Source organism: Ferruginibacter sp. SUN106 (assembly GCF_050611765.1).
GTDB lineage: Bacteria > Bacteroidota > Bacteroidia > Chitinophagales > Chitinophagaceae > Ferruginibacter.
The window spans coordinates 789,406-809,073 of the sequence record NZ_JBODJC010000002.1; the positions used below are offsets into that span (position 1 = coordinate 789,406).

A 19,668-nucleotide genomic window follows, 5' to 3' on the forward strand; every position below is an offset into this window, starting at 1 on the left:
AGTCAGCATTTAAAAAATCATTATACCACAGCCAATTCTGAAAACATTCTGGAATTATTGTTATATCAGTATTATCAAAAGGTCACCAAATTGATAAATGTGATTTAGTGTGATTGTTTAGAGGCAGAATAAAAAAATATTTGCAGCCTAAAATTAATTGTACATGTTTCTACCAAAATCTTATGCTGCTTTTTTTGCAATGTGTTTTTTATTTCTGCTGGTAAGCCTGGGTGCTAAAAGCCAGGTTATTAAAGGAAAGGTACTGGATACCAATACCGGCGAGCCGTTAGTTGGTGCATCAGTAAAGTTAGACGGCACCAAATACATCACACTTGTAAAACTGGATGGCACATTCAGTTTCAGCAAAATTCCTGCAGGTACTTACAAAGTGATCATCACTCATGCAGGTTATAAAAGGCCAGCCGAAGAAGCAGTAATAACAGTTGCTGCCAACGAAATTAAAACGATAAGCATTTCCCTGGAACCCTCTTCCACCGAACTGGAATCGGTAACTATAAGTTCTGCCGGAGGAAGTGATAAAGGTGCAAGAAGGCTTGAAAAATCTGCCGACCCAATATTAAATGTTCTATCTGCAAAAACAATTCAATTGCTACCTGATATTACTGTTGCTAATGCTTTACAACGTGTAAGTGGTGTAACAATTGAAAAGAGCGGAAGTGGTGAAGCCCGTTACCCTATTATACGTGGCATGGAAAAAAGATACATTAACACTTTAGTAAATGGTATTAAGATACCCAGCCCGGATAATAAAAATCGATTTATCCCTTTGGATTTATTTCCATCAGAATTGCTGGAGCGATTAGAAGTAAGTAAAAGCCTAACGCCTTCAATGGAAGGTGATGCTATTGGTGGTACCATTAACCTAGTGATGAAAGATGCTCCACAGGATAAACTATTCCAGGTAAATGCTTCGTTAGGTTACAACGCTATTTTAAGCGACCAAACCTACCAGAAATTTGACAATGGTAGTATGAACAAACAATCGCCTGGTGAAAGAAACGGCAGTAATTATGTGGCGGTGCCCGGTGACTTTTCTGTAGGTCATCTTAATTATACCAGTAAAAGTTTTCCGGTTAATTCCACTTTTGGTATAACGTTCGGGAACAGGTTTGGTAAAGATAAAAAATTCGGCTTTATAGCATCAGGAAGTTACCAGAATATTTTTCGTGGTACCACATCTAATTTCTTCTTACCCAATTCACAACCGGGTTTAAATAATATTCCGCTTTTTTCGGATCTGCAGTTTCGCAAATATTCAGTACAAAGCCAGCGTATCGGGTTAAATGGCAAACTTGATTATGCAGTGAATAAAAACAACAAAATTACATTGGCCAATACTTTTGTAAGGCTGAATGATTTTCAGTCACGTACCATTTATGATACTGTTGCTTTAAACTCACTTGTAACTGCTTCGCAAAGAAGTACCTGGCAATATCAATCTATTTATAATTCTACTTTATCTGGTAATCATAAACTGAACGCTTCATTAAAATTAGACTGGAACCTGGTGTATTCAATTGCTAATAATCATATACCTGATCAATCAGAATTTTCTCATCAATATGCGATAGTTGCTACTTCACTTACAGCGGATAAAATTCAGGGTATGACACGTCGCTGGTCGCACAACAGCGATAAAGATTATGCAGGCTACCTGAATGTTACCAAAAACTTTGATTTGCTGAAAAGATCCTTCGAATTAAAAGCTGGTGGCTTATTACGTGAGAAAAACAGAAGTAATTATTACAACAGCTATAGCCTGGATCCAACACTTGGTGAGGTATATACCAATATCAACAATGCAGTGTTTATCTTTAATCCTACCAGTGCCGGTGTAGGTTCTAAGGATGGCAACGATTACACCTTTAAAGAAAAAATAAGTTCCGGTTATGTGCAGGGAAAATGGCAGCTCACAAAAAAACTAGAGGCTTTAGGTGGTGTAAGAGTTGAGCATACTGATCAGAGTTATGTTACAGAATTGGGTAAAGATGTTGATGCCAGCATAGGAAAAATCAATTATACAGATGTATTGCCCAGCATACAATTTAAGTATGCATTGAAAAAGAATCAGAATTTACGCTTTGCTTATTACAGAGCATTAGCAAGGCCGGGCTTTGCCGAATTAGTACCTGACGGACCACAAGGAGAATTTTTTAAAGAATTAGGAAATCCTGTTGGCCTGGAACATACACTTGCTGATAATTTAGACCTGCGTTATGAATTGTATATGCCCGGTGCAGGACAGGTGTTGTTAGGCGTTTTTTATAAAAACATCCAGGATCCGATTGAGATCAGCTTAGTAAAACCAGGCTTAGGCAATAACTTGCCTATTTCCAATTCGCTGGTATTAATACCGGTAAATATTGGTACTGCTACCAACTATGGTTTTGAAGCAGTGGTTACAAAATATTTCGGTGTGTTTGGTGTTTCTGCAAACTATACTTATACCAAATCAAGCATTACAAATAATAACCTGTTTTATTCTTCAAGAAATTCTTCAGGACAAATTGTTTCCTCATTGGTATCAGAAACAAGGCCTTTGCAAGGACAATCAAATCATGTAGGTAATTTATCATTGATCTATAAAAATCCAAAAATCGGTTTAGATATACAAGCTGCAATGGTGTATACCGGAGAAAGAATTTCATTCCTCAGTCCCTTTCTTGGTTTAAACTACTGGCAGTCTCCTACTACACAACTAGATTTTTCTTTTGAGAAAAGGATCGTAAAAAAATTAACTTTTTATGGCAAAATAAATAATCTTACGAATGCTCCTTACGAATTATCGCTGCATCAATCTTACAACGAATATTTAAAAACAAGTGGTGCCAGGGCATTGGCATTACAATCAGATCCTGACAAGAAGATTATTATCCAAAAAGATTTTTATAAAACTTCTTACTTATTTGGCCTTCGTTATAAACTCTAACTGACCATACCAAACAAAAAATAAAAAAATGAAAAAGAATATTTTATTGCTGTGCAGTCTTTCAATAGTACTATTAATGTCTGCATGTAAGAAAGTAGCAGATAATAAAGATCTCTCCGCAAGAGTAGTACAGGTTGCATCTCCCATCAGTGATGCTTCATGTTTATCTGGCGCTATTAAAGGCACCATGCTGGCAGGCAAAACCTATACTGTTTGCGGCGATATTTTTGTAAATGCAGGCGATACCCTTACCATACAGGAAGGTGTTAAATTGAATTTTGGTTTAAATACTGCAAGTGGCACTAATGCCCCATGCGGCCTTGGTGTTCAGGGGTCTCTATTTTGTTTAGGTTCAAAAGATTTTCCTATCTGGATCACTTATCCCGGTGTTACTAAAACTGACCAGTTAGGTGCCGACCCTAATACTGATCCTGCTTTAAAAGGTAAATGGACAGGAATCATCGGTGGCGCCAATGCAAAATTTATGGTACTTAAATGGACGCATGTTGAATTTGGTGGCGCTGCCATGAGTGCAGCCATGAAAACCTTTACAGGAGGTTCAAGCCCTTATCCTCTTTACTTTGCTAATCCCAACGGCATTTTCGTGCTGGAAGATTCCTGGGTGTATGGTAGTGTTGATGATCCATGGCGTATCAATGGCGGTAAAATATCTGCCATGAGAAATACTTTTGAAAAATGTGGCTATACCGGTGGCGAAGCGATGAACGCTAAAGCAGGTACTATCGGCGATTTTGCTTATAATTTAATTATAGGCATGGCAACCAATGGCCCTAAATTATCTAATATTAATGTTACGCTTGGTGCTCCGGGTTCTAATGTAAGGATGTATAATAACACTATCATTAACTGTGGGTACAGAAGGGCAGCTGCAGGCCGTGGCGGTTCTATTAATTTTGAAGAAGGTGCCGGCGGCATGGCTTACAATAATTTAATTGTGAATTGCAAATTTGGGTTGCGCATTGTAAACAATCCAATTGCAGATACTGCGAACATTCGTTATGGTTATAATTGGTATTATGCAGATTCTTTGTCTGTAGCCAGCCAGTTTATTCCTTCCCTGTCTGTAAGCACTGCTATCAGCCAGCCACAGGAAACTGATTTTCCAAAACCCTCAACTTATTTACCTGCCGGATGGAAAACTGGCGATGTATATACTGCACCAAGTTCTGTTTTAGGTATTAATAACCCCCAGTTTATCAACGGGCCCGTACCTATGCCTGCAGGATATAAACTTGCAGATATTGCTGTTGTAGGTAGTTACAACTTTGGATTAAAACCTACATCTCCGTGTATTGGTGCAGGATTTACCGGATTTTCTCCAAGGGCTGATGTTCCTGTTGACTACAGGTACGGCGCTTCTGAAATAACACCTCCGGGTAAAGATATTGGTTGTTTTCAAAGCACAGGCAGAGGCAATCAACACTAAAAATATTCTTCAACAATAAAAGGTATCACTGTGTTAATTTCTGGTGATACCTTTTTTCATAACTATTGAGAAAGTCAAAAAATACACAATGAAATTTTTATTCATTTCTTTTATTGCATTGCTTTCATTTTCTGCAACCGCACAAAACAATCCGGATTTTATTGTAACCCCTTATTTGCAAATTGGCAGTACACCAACACCACAATCTTTGCAGGTACTCTGGCATGCATCCAAAACGGATGCAGTATGGCTGGCAGAATATAAAACCACATCCGGTAAATGGATGAAGGCTGAAGCGCAAACCACTACACCAATCAGCACTGCCGGCATGGAGCCATTCATTATTTATACTGCATCATTTAAATCGTTGATACCGGGTAGTTCGTTTATGTACAGGATCTCAAAAAACAGTAAAGTAGTTTTTAGTGTCGAAGCAAAAGCGCCAAAATCTGCTACACAATCTTTTCGCTTTATAGCCAGTGGAGATATGGGGGCAGGTACAAAAGAAGCTAAACAAATTGCCAATGGTATTTATAAAGCCAATCCTGATTTTGTTGCCTTTGCCGGCGATCTTGTTTATGATTATGGTTTGATGTCTGAGTACAAAACAAAATTCTGGCCTATCTACAATGCTGATAAAGTAAATGAAACAGGTGTGCCTTTAATGCAGTCAATACCTTTTGTTGGTGCTGTTGGCAATCATGATGTAGATACAAAAGACCTGGATAAATATCCCGATGCATTGGCCTATTATCTTTTTTGGGATCAACCGTTGAACGGACCCGTTGGACAGGCAGGTGGTGCTTTTGTACCTGTATTAAAAGCAAGTGATGCCAACAGAAAAGCATTTACAGATGCTGCAGGTGATAAGTATCCACGAATGGCTAATTTCTCTTTTAATTATGGCAATGCACACTGGACGGTGATTGATGCAGATACTTATGTTGACTGGACAGATTCTACTTTAAGAGCATGGGTGGCTGATGATTTAGCTAATTCAAAAGATATTACCTGGCATTTTGTTTTATATCATCATCCAGGTTTTAGCTCTTCAAGAGAACATTTTGAACAACAACAAATGCGTTTACTGGCTCCTGTATTTGAAAAAGGAAATGTAGATATTGTTTTTAATGGCCATGTACATAATTACCAGCGCTCTTTTCCCTTGCATTTTAAACCTGACAATAAAGGAACATTAATGGTAGGTGGAAAAGATAATAAAACCGTAAGAGGCAGAGTAGTAAATGGCACCTGGACTTTAGATAAAACTTTTGATGGCAAAACCAATACTAAACCTAATGGTGTTATTTACATTGTATCGGGTGCCGGTGGGCAAACATTATACAACCCCGAGCAACAATCGCAACCTGATACCTGGCAAAAATTTACAGATAAGTTTATCTCTACCATTCATTCTTTTACCATGGTGGATATTAATGGCAAAAATTTAAAGCTGCGCCAGGTTGATGTTAATGGCAATGAAGTTGATGCAATTGACATCACTAAATAAGCAGCTATATTTCTTTACAGCTAAAAACAAACAATGAAAAAAATTATTATTGCTGCATTTACTTTTTTATCAATAACTGCAACAGCTCAACAAAAAGATTATACTTATTATAAAACCATTGCTGTAGGCGATCAATCCGGTTGGGATTATGTGGCGGCCGATGAATTAAACAGGAATATTTATTTCTCCCATGCAACAAAAACACTGGTGGCATCAATGGACAATGATTCTCTGGTTGGTGAAATACCAAAAACATTTGGTGTGCATGGCATTGCTATCGACAATGAATTAAATAAAGGTTTTATCAGCAATGGCAAAGCAAATAGTGTTACTGTTTTTAATTTAAAAACTTTTGCTGTGATTGACACTATAGCAGTAAATGGTATAAATCCGGATGCAATACTTTATGATGAATACAGCAAAAAGGTGTTTGCCTTTAATGGTAAAACCAATAACGTTACTGTAATAGATGCCGCCAGTTTAAAAATTGTAGCTTCTATTACATTACCCGGCAAACCTGAGTTTGGTGTTACCGATCTGAAGGGGAAAATCTATGTGAATATCGAAGACAAAAGCGAACTGGTACAAATTGACGCCGTAACATTAACCGTGTTAAAAACATGGACTGTTGCTCCCGGGGACGAACCCTCGGGCCTTGCCATTGACAGAGCCAACAATTTATTATTCAGTGTTTGTTCTAATAAAGAACTAATTGTTTTTGATATAAAAAAAGAAAAGGTGATTGATTCTATACCAATAGGCGGCCGTGTAGATGCAGTAGTTTTTGACCCGCAGTCAAAACTCATTTACAGTTCTAATGGCGAAGGAAATGTTACTATTATAAAACAACAAAGCATTTCTTCTTACAAAATTGTTCAAACACTTACAACACAAAAAGGTTGTAAAACGATGATGCTGGATAGTAAAACAAAAAAGATCTATTTGCCGGCGGCAAAGTATGAAGGCGATACAAAGAAAATATTACCAGGGAGTTTTGAAATATTGATTTTCAGGTAGTTTTTATGGACAGCGTTATGCAATGTTAACTTATCATTAGGTGAATGTTACCGCAAGTTTAAGAAAATGTAAAGTTTGTGAATTCTGAAGAGATTCTGAAGTTATTGGGCAAGTTTTGCAGCAATTATCAAAAACTGCTTATATGCGCACTAACAACAAACTTATTTTTAAGAGTTTTCTTTCTATTTTATTTGCAGCCATTGTTAATATGGCAAGTGCACAAACCATCAGGGGTAAAGTTACCGATGCTGTTACCGGCGAACCTTTGGTAGGTGCTACTGTAAGTCTGGAAGACACTAAATTTTCCGCCATCGTAAACCTTGATGGTACGTATGTTTTAAAAAATATTCCTGCCGGTAAATACGAGATCAAAGTAAAATATTCGGGTTATGAAAAAGCTAAACAAAAAGATGTAGAAGTAAAAGCCGGACAAGACACCAAAGGCATCAACTTTCAATTGAAAACAGAGTTGAAGGAATTAAGTGGTGTTGTAGTTAAATCAACAAAAAATGTGGAGAGCGATAAAGCAGCAAGGTCATTGGAAAAAAATGCTGATGTAGTAGTAAATAATCTTTCTCAAAAAGCCATTGAATTATCACCGGATGTTACGGTGGCCAATTCATTACAACGCATCAGTGGTATCAGCATCGAACGCAGCAGCAGTGGTGAAGGCCGCTATGCCATCATTCGTGGTATGGACCAGCGTTACAACAGCACATTGGTAAATGGTATTAAAATCCCCAGCCCCGATGATAAATTCCGTTATGTACCGATGGACCTTTTTCCGAGTGATCTGTTGGAAAGACTGGAAGTGATCAAAAGCCTTACACCTTCTATGGAAGCCGATGCTGTAGGCGGCACCATGAATTTAGTAATGAAGAATGCACCTGATAAATTTAAACTGAATATTTATGCAGCAGGTGGTTTTAATACTTTATTCAATCAAAGAGATTTTAAAACTTTCGATCATTCGGTAATTAATAAAAAAGATCCTGCAACATTAAACGGGCCTGATTATTTTGCCACCAGTAATGATTTTGCAAGAGCCAATCTTGATTTAAAAAAATTAGCTAATCCTATCAACGGGCAATTAGGTTTTACCATTGGCAATCGTTTTCTTAATAAAAAATTAGGTGTGGTATTGGGTGGAAGTTATCAAAACATGTACCGTGGCTCTGATAATATTTTTAACCGCCAGAATCCGCAATCACAAACTTTTGTACAAAACGGCACCCGTTATGATAACGTGGCTACATTTAATGATGGCTTTACCCGTGAGTATTCTACACAGCAACGCCGCTTAGGTTTTAATAATAAATGGGATTACACTATCAATGAGAACAATAAAATTTCCCTGTACAATCTCTACATTCACATGGATGAATTTCAATCCCGTTACAGTGTAGATTCTTCATTAACCACACAACGCACCGGGCCAGGCTCAGGTAATGTAGCTGTATACAACAGAAGCAGGTGGCAGATACAAAGTATTTATAACAGCACATTACAAGGTGAACATAATTTATCCGGCAAATTAAAATTCAACTGGAGTGCAGTGTATTCGTTAGCTAAACAAAATGTACCCGACCAGGCAGAGTATGAAGTAGACAATGAAGTAAAGAATGGTATTGTACAAAATCCTCCGGGCTATTCTGTTGCAGGTATGACGAGGATCTGGCGCAACAACAGTGATAAAGACCTTTCCGGGTATGCTAATTTTATTTATACCCCAACCCTTGCAAAAACAAAAGTTGAATTGAGCGCCGGTGGATTATACCGCCATAAAGAAAGAGACAATTATTATAATGAATATGAATTAAGCTCTAAAGGGTCGGGCGTACAAACCTTTACTGATATTTATAGTGCCGCATATGATTTTTCAAAAGCAGAAAAAGCGAAGGGAAATCCAATCAATCCCAATTGTTATAATAGCTCTGAAAATATTGCAGCAGGTTATGTGCAAGCTAAATTAATGGCTACAAAAAAACTTCAGGTATTAGGTGGTGTAAGAGTAGAGAATACTGACCAGCATTATACCACGGCTATCCCTCCGGGTTCTATTGATGATATTTACGGGCATATCTGGTATACTGATGTTTTACCCAGCCTGCATTTTAAATACCTTATCAACAATAAACAAAACCTGAGAGCTTCTTATTTTAAAAGCATCAGCCGTCCCGGCTTTTTTGAAATCACACCTTACCAGGTACACGGCGAATATTATGATGAAAAAGGTAATCCGGATTTAAACCATACACAGGCTGATAATTTTGATCTGCGTTATGAATATTTTCCAGAAGGTGCCGACCAGGTTTTAGCGGGCGTATTCTATAAAAAAATTAAAGATCCGATTGAGTTAGGTTTACCAGACAGGGTGAACCCACATGCAGCAGTTACTTTAATGCCGTATAATTTTGGTAATGCTACCAACTATGGTTTTGAATTTGTGTTAACCAAATTCATTGGCAAGTTTGGTGTAAATGCAAACTACACTTATACTAAATCAAAAATTACTACTAATAAGTTGTATCGCTATTACAACAATAACAGCGGACAGGATACCACTTCAAAACTTTCTCAAACCAGGCCAATGCAGGGGCAGTCGGATAATGTGGGCAACATTTCCTTATTGTATAAAAATGGTAAAATAGGATTGGATATACAATTAGCTTTTGTATACACCGGCGAAAGGCTTACACAGGTATCCCCTTATTACGGCTTAGATGTTTGGCAACAACCTTATAATCAATTAGACTTTTCATTTGAACAAAAGATCATTAAGCATTTTACATTTTATGGTAAGATCAATAACCTTACCAGTTCAAAAACAAAATCCATCATCAAACAAGCCTATTTGTATGACGGCACTCCCAGCCAGTTAGCAGGCCAGGATGATTTCAAACACATTTTTGTACAAAGTGATTTTTATAAGATCAGTTACCTGTTTGGCTTAAAGTATAAATTCTAAATAATACAGTTTACCATTTCAATACACTAAACTTATCATCATGAAAAAAATAATATTCAGTGCAGTAGCTCTTCTGCTTGCTGCATTTATCTTCAGCAGTTGTAAAAAACTTTCAGAAGACAAAAGAGACCTTTACGTATACGTACCCACGCCTGCAAAGCCTATCAGCGATGCAACGCCGTTGTGCGGTAACGTTACCGGCACAATGTTAAGTGGAAAAACTTACACTGTAAATTGCGATATCTATGTACAGCCTAACGACACTTTAATTATTCAGCCTGGCGTAAGAGTAAATTTTAATAATGGTGCAGGTATCATTGTTAAAGGTTCTTTCTTTTCATTAGGCACAAAAGATGAACCCATCTGGCTTACTGTTGCCGGACAAACTAAAACGGATCAACCTAAAGTAAATTTTAAAGCAGGTAATGATTCTGCTTTTAATGGCAAATGGAAAGGTGTACTGGGTGATGCTACCAGTCCCTACATGGTTTTTAAATGGACGCATTTAGAATATTGCGGCGCTACATTAAACGCAGGTGGTTCTACTGCTTATACTGTTTTAGGTTTAACCGCTACTGATCCTTCTTATGCTATTTATTTTTCTAACCCTACGGGTAATTTAGTTTTTGAAGATTCGTGGATATATGGCACTGTTGACGACGCCATACGTGTATCCGGTGCCGGTGGTAAGTTTGCTATTTTAAGAAGCACTTTTGAAAGATGCGGAAAAAATGGTGGTGATGTTTTAAATATAAAAAGTGGTGGTACAGGCGATATGGCCTACAATCTTTTTATCGGCGATGCTACCAATGGATTAAAAGCATCTGATAAAGGCAGCGGGCCGGGTATTACAAAATGTAATGTAAGAATGTATAACAATACCATTATCAACGGAGGATTCAGGCAAACCAAAACCGGCCGTGGCGGTTCAATCAATTTTGAAGAAGGCGCAAGAGGAATGGCTTTTAATAATCTTATTGTAAACTGCAGGTTTGGTTTACGCATATTGTCGAATGTGGCTGCAGATACAGCTTATTTATACAATGGCCATTATGGCTACAATTATTATTGGGCTGATAGTTTAAGTGTAGCCAGCGAAATTTATCCCACCACTTATATTACCAAACCACAATCCACCGACTTCCCTAACCCAACCAGTTTTTTACCTGCTACATTTAATTATTTAAGCAATACCGGCTATGCTGCAACTGCTGCCAATGCAGTACAGGTAGGCAATCCATTATTCTTCAATTATCCATTACCTGTTATTGGTGGTTATCGTTTGCAGGATATTAATGCCATTGGAAATTTTAAATTTACTTTGCAACCGGGTTCTCCCTGTATTGGCAAAGGTTACAAAGGCTTTCAACCTTTGCAGTTAATTCCTACAGATGAAAAATATGGTGTTACAGATTATACACAACCCGGTGCCGATATTGGTTGTTACCAGATTAACGGAAGCGGAAATCTGCATTATTAATCCGATTGAAATAATACCGGAATAGTGAAACGATGAAGAGAATAATTATATCCATTTGCCTTTACAGTTTTGTTCCATTAGTTTCTAATGGCCAAAATTGTAAAGAGCCTTTTTTAGGTTCAAAAACATTGTATCAAAGCCAGCAACAAAAATACAGTGCGCCGCCAAAGGGTTATGCTCCTGTATTCATCAATCATGTGGGCCGGCATGGCGCAAGGCACCTGACAAAAGATGTAAACAGTTCCTTTATCTATCAATTGCTTTTCCAGGCGGATAGTGCTAACGGATTAAGTGCAGCAGGAAAATTGCTGAAAGAAAAAATAGTTCGTTTAGAAAAAGCAGAGAAGAAAAATTTTAAATCTATTTCCTTTCGTGGAAAAACAGAACAGCAAGGCCTTGCAGACAGGATGTATGCTAATTACAGCAATGTGTTCAATAACACAAAACCGGTTTTGCATATATCTTATACCAAAGAAATAAGGACCCTGCAAACCAGCGATGCTTTTGTAACTGCATTAAAAACCAGAATAAACGAACCGGAAATTGCGAAGCAATTAAACGATACAACACTGCGGTTTTATGATATGTCGCCTGCATATGATGCTTATAAAGAAAATGGTAACTGGTTACAATACCTGCAACAATTAAAAGCAGCAGAAAAATACAACCAGCTGGCAACCAAAATAACAGCACAATTTTTCACCCCTTCTTACTTTAAAAATATAGCAGCAAAAGACCAGGATAAGTTTACCGCAGACCTGTATGGCTTCATTACCATTTTTTATTCTGTACAAAAAGAAATTGAAGATGCCGGATATACAATTGCCGATGTAGATATGCAATCCTTTTTAACCTGCACACAATTATTCACTTTAGGTAAAATTGATAATGCAGAAGATTTTTTTGTAAAAGGCCCCGGTGCAGATGTTAACGGCATACAGGTAAAAATTGCGTTGCCTTTGCTGGCCGATTTCATCATTACCACAGATGAGTATGTTAAAACAAAAACGGTAAATGCACAATTGCGTTTCAGCCATGCAGAAACCATTTCACCTTATGCAACTTTATTAGGATTAACTACTGCAGCAACAGCTACAAGAAGTGTAAGCTCCATCAATCGAATATGGAATGCTGATAAAGTAATCCCTTTAAGTTCCAACATACAATGGATACTGTATAAAAAACAAGGCAGTGAAAATTACCTGGTTAAATTTTTACTGAACGAAAAAGAAGTAGCGGTAAAAGGATTACTCACAAAAACATTTCCGTATTACAACTGGAATGACGTAAGATCGTTTTATATCAAAAAGATGGAAAACTTTAATGCCGGTATCAATACTGAATTTGTAAAATATTTAAACGAGATAAAATAAATAGCTGCATTAATTTTATCCGCATCTAAAAACGGTTTAAACTATCTCATGCCTTTTAATTTCAAGTACCCGATTAAGGCAGCGGGATGATCGGTTTGTAATCCTGCTAAGCCCAGTACCAGGGCTCTATCCCATCGTTCGGCATTTTCGTCCTTAGATTGAATATCGGCCCAGATAGGTATATTTTTTTCTTTAGCGGCCAACACGGTTGCTATATTGTATTCATCAAAATTACCATCCAGTATATCAATCTGCAGGGAATCTAATAATGCATACATTTCGTGCTTTGTTTTTATTTGGGATGGCAAACTTATCATTAATGGCATTGCAGGGGCTATGTTTCTCCATTCTGCAAACTGATGCACTTCGTTTATATACACTATAACATTTCTTTCCATTCCTGCATTTACAATTTCATGGTATGCACTTTTTACAGAAGCATTTTTAAAATCCAGGTAGATATTGATCTTTCCTTTACATAACTGCAGTACTTCTTTAAAAGTAGGTATGGTATATTTTCCCCATTCAGGATGCTGTGGGTCATGAACTGGTATCTTTCTTAGTGAATCAAACATATAGTCACTCACATTTCCTTTAGCTTCAGTCATATAATTAATAGTAGAATTATGCATAATTACCAGCTGGCTATCTTTGGTAGTACGTAAGTCAATCTCTACAAAATCTGCGCCGGCATCAATAGCATTTTGATAAGCTGTCAATGTATTTTCCGCTGCATTTGTATGGTCTCCTCTATGTGCTATTACAATAAACCTGTTTTTGCAAACTGGGAGTGTAATGTTTTGTGCAAGGATGCAAAATGAAATATTAAAAAAGAATACCAGTAGAATAACAGCCTTATTTTTCTGTAGCATAATAAAATATAATCAGTGTAAAAATTACACTCAAAGTATCCATCACATGTTATAAAATCATGTTGAAATTTTTATGTAATTATTACCATTGTAACAAAAAATAATTAACAATTTTCAATGCTAACTTTCATCATTTGCATAAGCATAGGTTTGCATTTCCAAAATTTCGTTGATATATGTTTTCCAAAACAAATACCAGTAAACTGTTTATCTTTCTGCAAGTAATATTTTTTTTATTTATTACAGCTGCGTTTGCCCAAAAAAACACCCCAAACCCCAGGTATCAATTATTGCAGGGCAATGATTTCGTGCAATCAAAAAATTATTACCTGCTCACTCTTTTTCAGCAATTGCCTGATGTAAAAAAATTACTCGGCAATGATGATATACTGTCTTCAATTGCAAAGGCCAAAACTGATTCCTTATCATCGTCACTTATTAATTGTGGCAGGGATGGCAGTTGCTTTATCGACAGAATGAAATTTACTGATGCTGAAATAAAAGCAATTAGTGAAAGACTGGCCATTTTATACGAACCACAGAATGCATTAGGTAAACTGGTGCAAAATCATTTAATTCCTTCGGGCACTTACGTGCTATTTCAAAACCTCCCTGGCAAAGAAATGCTGGCAAAAGCATGGGAACAGGATGCCAACGGTATTAATTTTTGCATTGGGGTATATGCAGGAGGTAATAAGCCTAACTATCCATTAATTGATTCTATAAGCTTTAATACAAAAGATCCCCGCAATAACAACACTTACTTGTATAACTATGTGAGTTTGTTATATAACACCTCCTCTTTAGTTGCATTAGAAAGCAAGGAAAATAATTTATTTTTTTATCCATCGCTTACCTGCGCACTGCGCTTTTTGGAAATGAATGAGAGGGAACAGGCCGCTGATTTTGAGCCGATGGAAAAAGGCGAAAATAAATTAGCTGTTGATAGAATAAAGAATATAAAATGGAATGATTATAAATACTCACTGATAATGATTCCGGGTGCCGGCCCTGAAGATGCCCAGGTTGCATTAAGTGCCGAAGGTATGCTACGATGCAGGCTTGCTGCTATTCAATATAAAAAAGGATTAGCTCCATTTATTGTAACATCTGGTGGCAAAGTACATCCTTACAAAACTAAATTTTGCGAAGCTACCGAGATGAAAAAGTATTTGATAGAAAAACTGGGCATTCCAGCCAATGCAATTTTGATTGATCCGCATGCCCGGCATACCACCACCAATATGCGTAACACTGTAAGAATGATATACCACTATGGAATGCCTTTTGACAAACCCGCTATTACCTGCACTACAAAAGGGCAAAGCAATATGATCAGCAATACTCTAATTGCCCGTTGTTTAAAAGAATTAAACGAAGCGCCTTATAAAAATGGTATCCGCTTAAGTGAAACAGAGGTAGAATTTTTTCCAATGATTGAAGCACTGCATATTAACCCAATGGAACCAATAGACCCCTGATATAAAAATGGTTGATCTAAATAAACTGGTAAAGTAATGTTAGTCTTCCTCTTAATAATAGCGATTAAAAAAATAAAACTACAATCAACACTTATGAAAATAACAGAGTTGGGAATTATTTTGACCATAATACTATTAACCATTTTATTGCCTTCATTTACGAATGAACCGGGGATGACAATTTCTCAATCTTACAATATTGATTCGTTGGGTGCCTGCCAGGGAGTTTCTAATCAAAATGGTAAAATATTCATGTATGGCGACAGGGAGGTTGGTATGATAAGAGAATATAAAATGGAAGGCGATAGTTTGCTGTACAATAATAAAGAAATGAAACTAACGCTTAACGATACTGATGTCATTAACCACCCTACCGGTATTGCTTACCACGATAACAACCCGGTTTTTCTCGGTAATAGTATTCGTTTAAACAAAGAAGGTACTTTATGGAGAGCAGTTATTTATTGTATTGATTGGCAAGGTTTACAACGTACAGGCACATTAGATGGCAATCTGTTAAATACTATTGATGATGATACCTGCATACAGGGTACAAGGCCAGAATATGTACAATATAAAAAGAAATGGTATGTTGCTACAGCTGATTATGGTGATAAAGCAAATGAAGTTCGGCTCTATGACCCTTCTCTCTTAAAAAAAGCAAAAAAGACTTCTGAAAAAGGGGTCTTGTATAAAAAATTTACCTGTACTCCCTGGGTACAAAACCTGTACTGGATGGCAGACAAAGGAATTCTTGTACTTATTCAAAATCAAATAGAAGGTAGAAAATGGCGGTTCACTTATGTGGACCTGGAAAAATCTATTGCTGAAGGAAAACAGTCTGTTATTAAGGTAATTGACATAGACAGGAGTGATGAACTCGAGGGCTTCACATTTTTGAATAACAAATATACTTCAGGCATTGCGGTAACTTCTTCAAGAAAAAACAATGTGAATATGATAAACATAAATTGGTGAGTAATGATCAATGAGCATTTTATCTGCCTGGTTTAAATCAGGTATAAAGATTTATTATTCACATCTAAAAAAATATTGCTTTGGCTTGCTTGCTGATGAAAATAATTTTTACCAAAATCATTTTTAATACATAAAATCAAAACTAGTATGCAAGAAAAAATGTTACACTTAATTTTCTTTAAAAATTTAAGGAAGTTAGGGCAAATACTAAGCCTGGTATTTGCAATTGGCCTCTTTACCATTTTGCCCGGTAATATAAAAGCAGGCAATGAAAACAAAACGCAAACGATTACAATCAGCGGTATCATTACAGATGAAAATAATAAACCCATTCCGGGGGTAAACGTATCTGTAAAAAACAGTAAAGCAGTAGTGTTAACTGATGCAGATGGTAAGTTTACAATAGAAGTAAATGAAGGAGCTGCACTGATTATTTCTTCAGCAGGTTATGTGCAACAGGAAGTAAAAGCCGGCAGGTCTTTTATCAACATTAAATTAAAGGAAGACATTAAACTGCTGGATGAAGTTTCAATCGGCTACCAGCGGTTACGCAAAAGCGATGTTACTGGTTCTCTATCGAGTGTTAAGGCAAAAGAATTAAATCTTTCTGCACCAACTTTAAGCCAGGCATTGGTAGGTAAAGTAGCCGGTGTTCAGGTAGCGCAGGTTAGTGGTGCACCATATTCAGGTGCCAAAATACGTGTACGTGGCATTGGCTCTATCAATGCCAGTTCAGAACCTTTGTATGTAATAGATGGCTATGCTGTGGGAGGTAATATAAGCCAGGGACAGGGTAATGGTGGTAATGCCACTGGCGGTTACAACCCTGCCACATCTGGCAACGATATTTTTATTAATCCGGATGATATTGAATCTATTGAAATTTTAAAGGATGCTGCATCTGCTGCCATTTATGGTTCCAGGGCATCAGCCGGAGTAGTTCTAATTACAACTAAACGTGGTAAACAAGGTAAAGGAAAACTAACTTATGATTACCAGTTAAGCAGTCAGCAACTGGCTAATAAAGTAAAATTATTAGACGCTACACAATTTACTGACCTTTTTGTAAATGGCAGAAATGCGAATTATAAAGACATCCTTATTTCTAAAGGTATTGTTTGGAATGATGCATTTTATTCTGATGACAACGCCACACGTAATTTAAAAGCAGGGCAAACTGCAACTGCCAGTTCGGTAAGTATTATTAAAGACCTTTATGATTTTGCATCTCAAAAAATAATTGCCCCTAAGTATAATACCGACTGGCAGGATGTATTGTATGATAATGCTTTGGTACAAAGACATAATCTTTCATTCTCCGGCGGCACTGCAGGTACAAAGTATCTTATTAGTGGCGGGTATTTAGATCAGCCCGGTATTTTAAACAGTACCTATCAAAAAAGAATAAACCTGAGAGCAAATATTGATGCCGATCTTTCTAAAAAATTAAAAGCATCGTCAAGTATTTTTGTTACCAATACTAATAACCGGGAAGTGCAGGAAGGCCGCTTTAACCAGGGTCCTATTTTAGGTGCGTTAGTTTATATGCCCATTTTTCCTGCTTACAATCCCGATGGTAGTTTAGCATTGGCCAATGTAGGTGCCGGTGCACAAACAGATGGTTTTGCATACGCTTTCCAGGGTATAGAAAATCCTTTAGCTTTAGCACAGCGGGTAAAAATTACCAGGAAAGGAACAAGGGCTACCTATAACGTGAATGCCACGTATGAAATCGTAAAAAACTTTTCGGCTAAAGTAAATTTAGGAGGCGAAACGTATACTGAAAAATATGAGTATTATTATCCAACAAATTTAAGCAATGGTATTAATCCTGCCGGCTCGTCACAATCTGTTCTTGCAGCAAATGCCTCTGCACAGTTTATGACTATCCAGGATATATTGGGAGAGTTTACTTTAAATTATAAAAAACAATTTGGCAAACATAGTATTGATGCTTTAGCTGGTTCAACTTCCCAGGAAACCAATACTGATGTTGTTGCAGTAGCAGTAAAAAATTTTACTAACGACCTGGTTCCTGAAATTACTTCTGGCGGTTCTACAGCAGGAGATTTTTCAAGATTATCCAATTCAGGCAAATCAACCACCACTTTAATGTCTTATTTAGCAAGAGTTGTTTATAGTTACGACAGAAGATATTTTTTAACCGGGTCGTTCCGTTCAGATGCTTCCTCTCGTTTTGGCCCGCAAAACCGTTGGGGTCAGTTTGGGTCAGTTTCTGCAGGGTGGAATCTTTCTAATGAATCTTTTTATAAAGACTGGTTAGGTAAAAATTCTTCTCTTAAACTAAGGGCGAGCTGGGGCTTAACAGGTAATAATAATATTGGTAATTACAGATACGAGCAAGACCTAACCGGTTCTGGAGGACAGGTAATTGGCGGTACTGTTTACAATGCTACATGGGCAGGTGGTATTACAGATGCTAACCTGGGTTGGGAATCAACTGCACAATATAATTTTGGTATAGATGCCACAGTATTGAATAACCGCTTATCGGTAATTTTTAACTATTACAGTAGTAAATCTTATAACCTGTTATACAATCAAAGTATTTCTTCCTTATCCGGCGCAACATCTATATTAACAAACCTGCATAATTCAAACATTCAAAACAAAGGTTTTGATTTACAACTAGACGCTAAGATTATACAGAGTAAAGATTTTAATGTAAACTTCAGCGGTAATATTACAGCCAATAAAAATAAAGTGGTTAGTCTTGGTGGCGCCAGTGAAATACAAATTAATGGTGCAGAAAGAAGTTATATCACCCACGTTACAAGAGAAGGTGATCCTGTTGGTTCATTTTACGGTCTCAGGGTTGCAGGCATGGTGAGAGAAAAAGATATGACTAATGTAAATGCTGATCTGGCTGTATACAAATTAAACGGAAACAAATTTCCGGCCGGTTATAAATTACAAGGCTTCCCCATATCAACGTATTCAACCACTCCATTAAACCCGGGTGATTTATATTTTGTTGACAAAAACGGAGATGGACTTATTACTGATGCGGATAAAGATATCATTGGTACACCGTACCCAAAATTCACTTATGGTTTTGGTGTTAATGTAAACTATAAAATGTTTGATCTTAGCGCTTCATTCAATGGTTCACAAGGTAACCAGGTTATAGACGGACAGGATTATTACATCCGTAATATGGAAGGTTCGGGCAACCAATATGCTGTTGTAAATGATCGTTACCGCAGCGAAGCGCAACCAGGTAACGGTCACGAATACAGGGCTACACGTGGTGGTTCTCAAAGTAACAGCACACGATTGTCTGATTACTATCTACAGGATGGATCCTTCTTCAGGTGTACTAATATTACTTTTGGTGTTGATCTTTCTGCTATGGCATTTACAAAAAAATTAGGCATCAGTGGTTTAAGATGGTATACTGCTATTGACAATGCCTTTACGGTTACCAAATATTTAGGTTATAATCCTGAAGTTGATTTTAACAACGGGTCAAATCTTACCCCTGGTGTGGATTATGGTAAATATCCTTTGGCCCGTTCTTTTAGCGCAGGAGTAAAAGTTCAATTTTAAAAATTATCAACTCACAAAAATA

At 37.1% G+C, this 19,668-nt stretch carries 11 protein-coding genes; 10 read left to right on the forward strand and 1 reads right to left on the reverse strand.

Annotation, left to right across the window (positions count from 1 at the left end):
• Positions 1-163 precede the first annotated feature (163 nt).
• The 7 genes from ACQ334_RS09295 to ACQ334_RS09325 all read left to right on the forward strand — a co-directional run bounded on the left by ACQ334_RS09295 (position 164) and on the right by ACQ334_RS09325 (position 12,745).
• Positions 164-2,950 (forward strand): TonB-dependent receptor domain-containing protein, encoded by a 2,787-nt coding sequence (locus ACQ334_RS09295; RefSeq protein ID WP_430987921.1) that lies wholly within the window; start codon positions 164-166, stop codon positions 2,948-2,950.
• A gap of 28 nt (positions 2,951-2,978) precedes the next feature.
• The gene (locus tag ACQ334_RS09300; RefSeq protein WP_430987922.1) at positions 2,979-4,397 is read left to right on the forward strand and encodes a hypothetical protein; all 1,419 of its coding nucleotides are present in this window, start codon (positions 2,979-2,981) and stop codon (positions 4,395-4,397) included.
• Positions 4,398-4,485: 88 nt separating this feature from the next.
• A complete protein-coding gene (locus ACQ334_RS09305) occupies positions 4,486-5,907 on the forward strand; it encodes a metallophosphoesterase (protein WP_430987923.1) in 1,422 nt (473 codons plus the stop codon).
• Between the two features lie 33 nt (positions 5,908-5,940).
• Positions 5,941-6,924 carry a YncE family protein gene (locus tag ACQ334_RS09310; RefSeq protein WP_430987924.1) on the forward strand — a complete coding sequence of 328 codons (984 nt, stop codon included), beginning with the start codon at positions 5,941-5,943 and terminating at the stop codon, positions 6,922-6,924.
• Positions 6,925-7,066: 142 nt separating this feature from the next.
• Positions 7,067-9,892 carry a TonB-dependent receptor domain-containing protein gene (locus tag ACQ334_RS09315; RefSeq protein WP_430987925.1) on the forward strand — a complete coding sequence of 942 codons (2,826 nt, stop codon included), beginning with the start codon at positions 7,067-7,069 and terminating at the stop codon, positions 9,890-9,892.
• A 40-nt stretch (positions 9,893-9,932) separates the two neighbouring features.
• The gene (locus tag ACQ334_RS09320) at positions 9,933-11,372 is read left to right on the forward strand and encodes a hypothetical protein (RefSeq protein WP_430987926.1); all 1,440 of its coding nucleotides are present in this window, start codon (positions 9,933-9,935) and stop codon (positions 11,370-11,372) included.
• Positions 11,373-11,404: 32 nt separating this feature from the next.
• Positions 11,405-12,745 (forward strand): histidine-type phosphatase, encoded by a 1,341-nt coding sequence (locus ACQ334_RS09325; protein ID WP_430987927.1) that lies wholly within the window; start codon positions 11,405-11,407, stop codon positions 12,743-12,745.
• Between the two features lie 41 nt (positions 12,746-12,786).
• On the opposite strand, the gene ACQ334_RS09330 is transcribed toward ACQ334_RS09325, so the two are convergent.
• A complete protein-coding gene (locus ACQ334_RS09330; protein WP_430987928.1) occupies positions 12,787-13,617 on the reverse strand; it encodes a glycerophosphodiester phosphodiesterase family protein in 831 nt (276 codons plus the stop codon).
• Between the two features lie 176 nt (positions 13,618-13,793).
• Here ACQ334_RS09330 and ACQ334_RS09335 point away from each other — a divergent pair, with 176 nt between their 5' ends.
• The 3 genes from ACQ334_RS09335 to ACQ334_RS09345 all read left to right on the forward strand — a co-directional run bounded on the left by ACQ334_RS09335 (position 13,794) and on the right by ACQ334_RS09345 (position 19,646).
• Positions 13,794-15,098, forward strand: a complete 1,305-nt coding sequence (locus tag ACQ334_RS09335; protein WP_430987929.1) for a YdcF family protein — start codon at positions 13,794-13,796, stop codon at positions 15,096-15,098.
• A 93-nt stretch (positions 15,099-15,191) separates the two neighbouring features.
• Complete coding sequence (locus tag ACQ334_RS09340) at positions 15,192-16,076, forward strand: hypothetical protein (protein WP_430987930.1); 885 nt, start codon at positions 15,192-15,194, stop codon at positions 16,074-16,076.
• Between the two features lie 159 nt (positions 16,077-16,235).
• Positions 16,236-19,646, forward strand: coding sequence for a SusC/RagA family TonB-linked outer membrane protein (locus ACQ334_RS09345; RefSeq protein ID WP_430987931.1), 3,411 nt, complete (start codon positions 16,236-16,238; stop codon positions 19,644-19,646).
• Positions 19,647-19,668 lie beyond the last annotated feature (22 nt).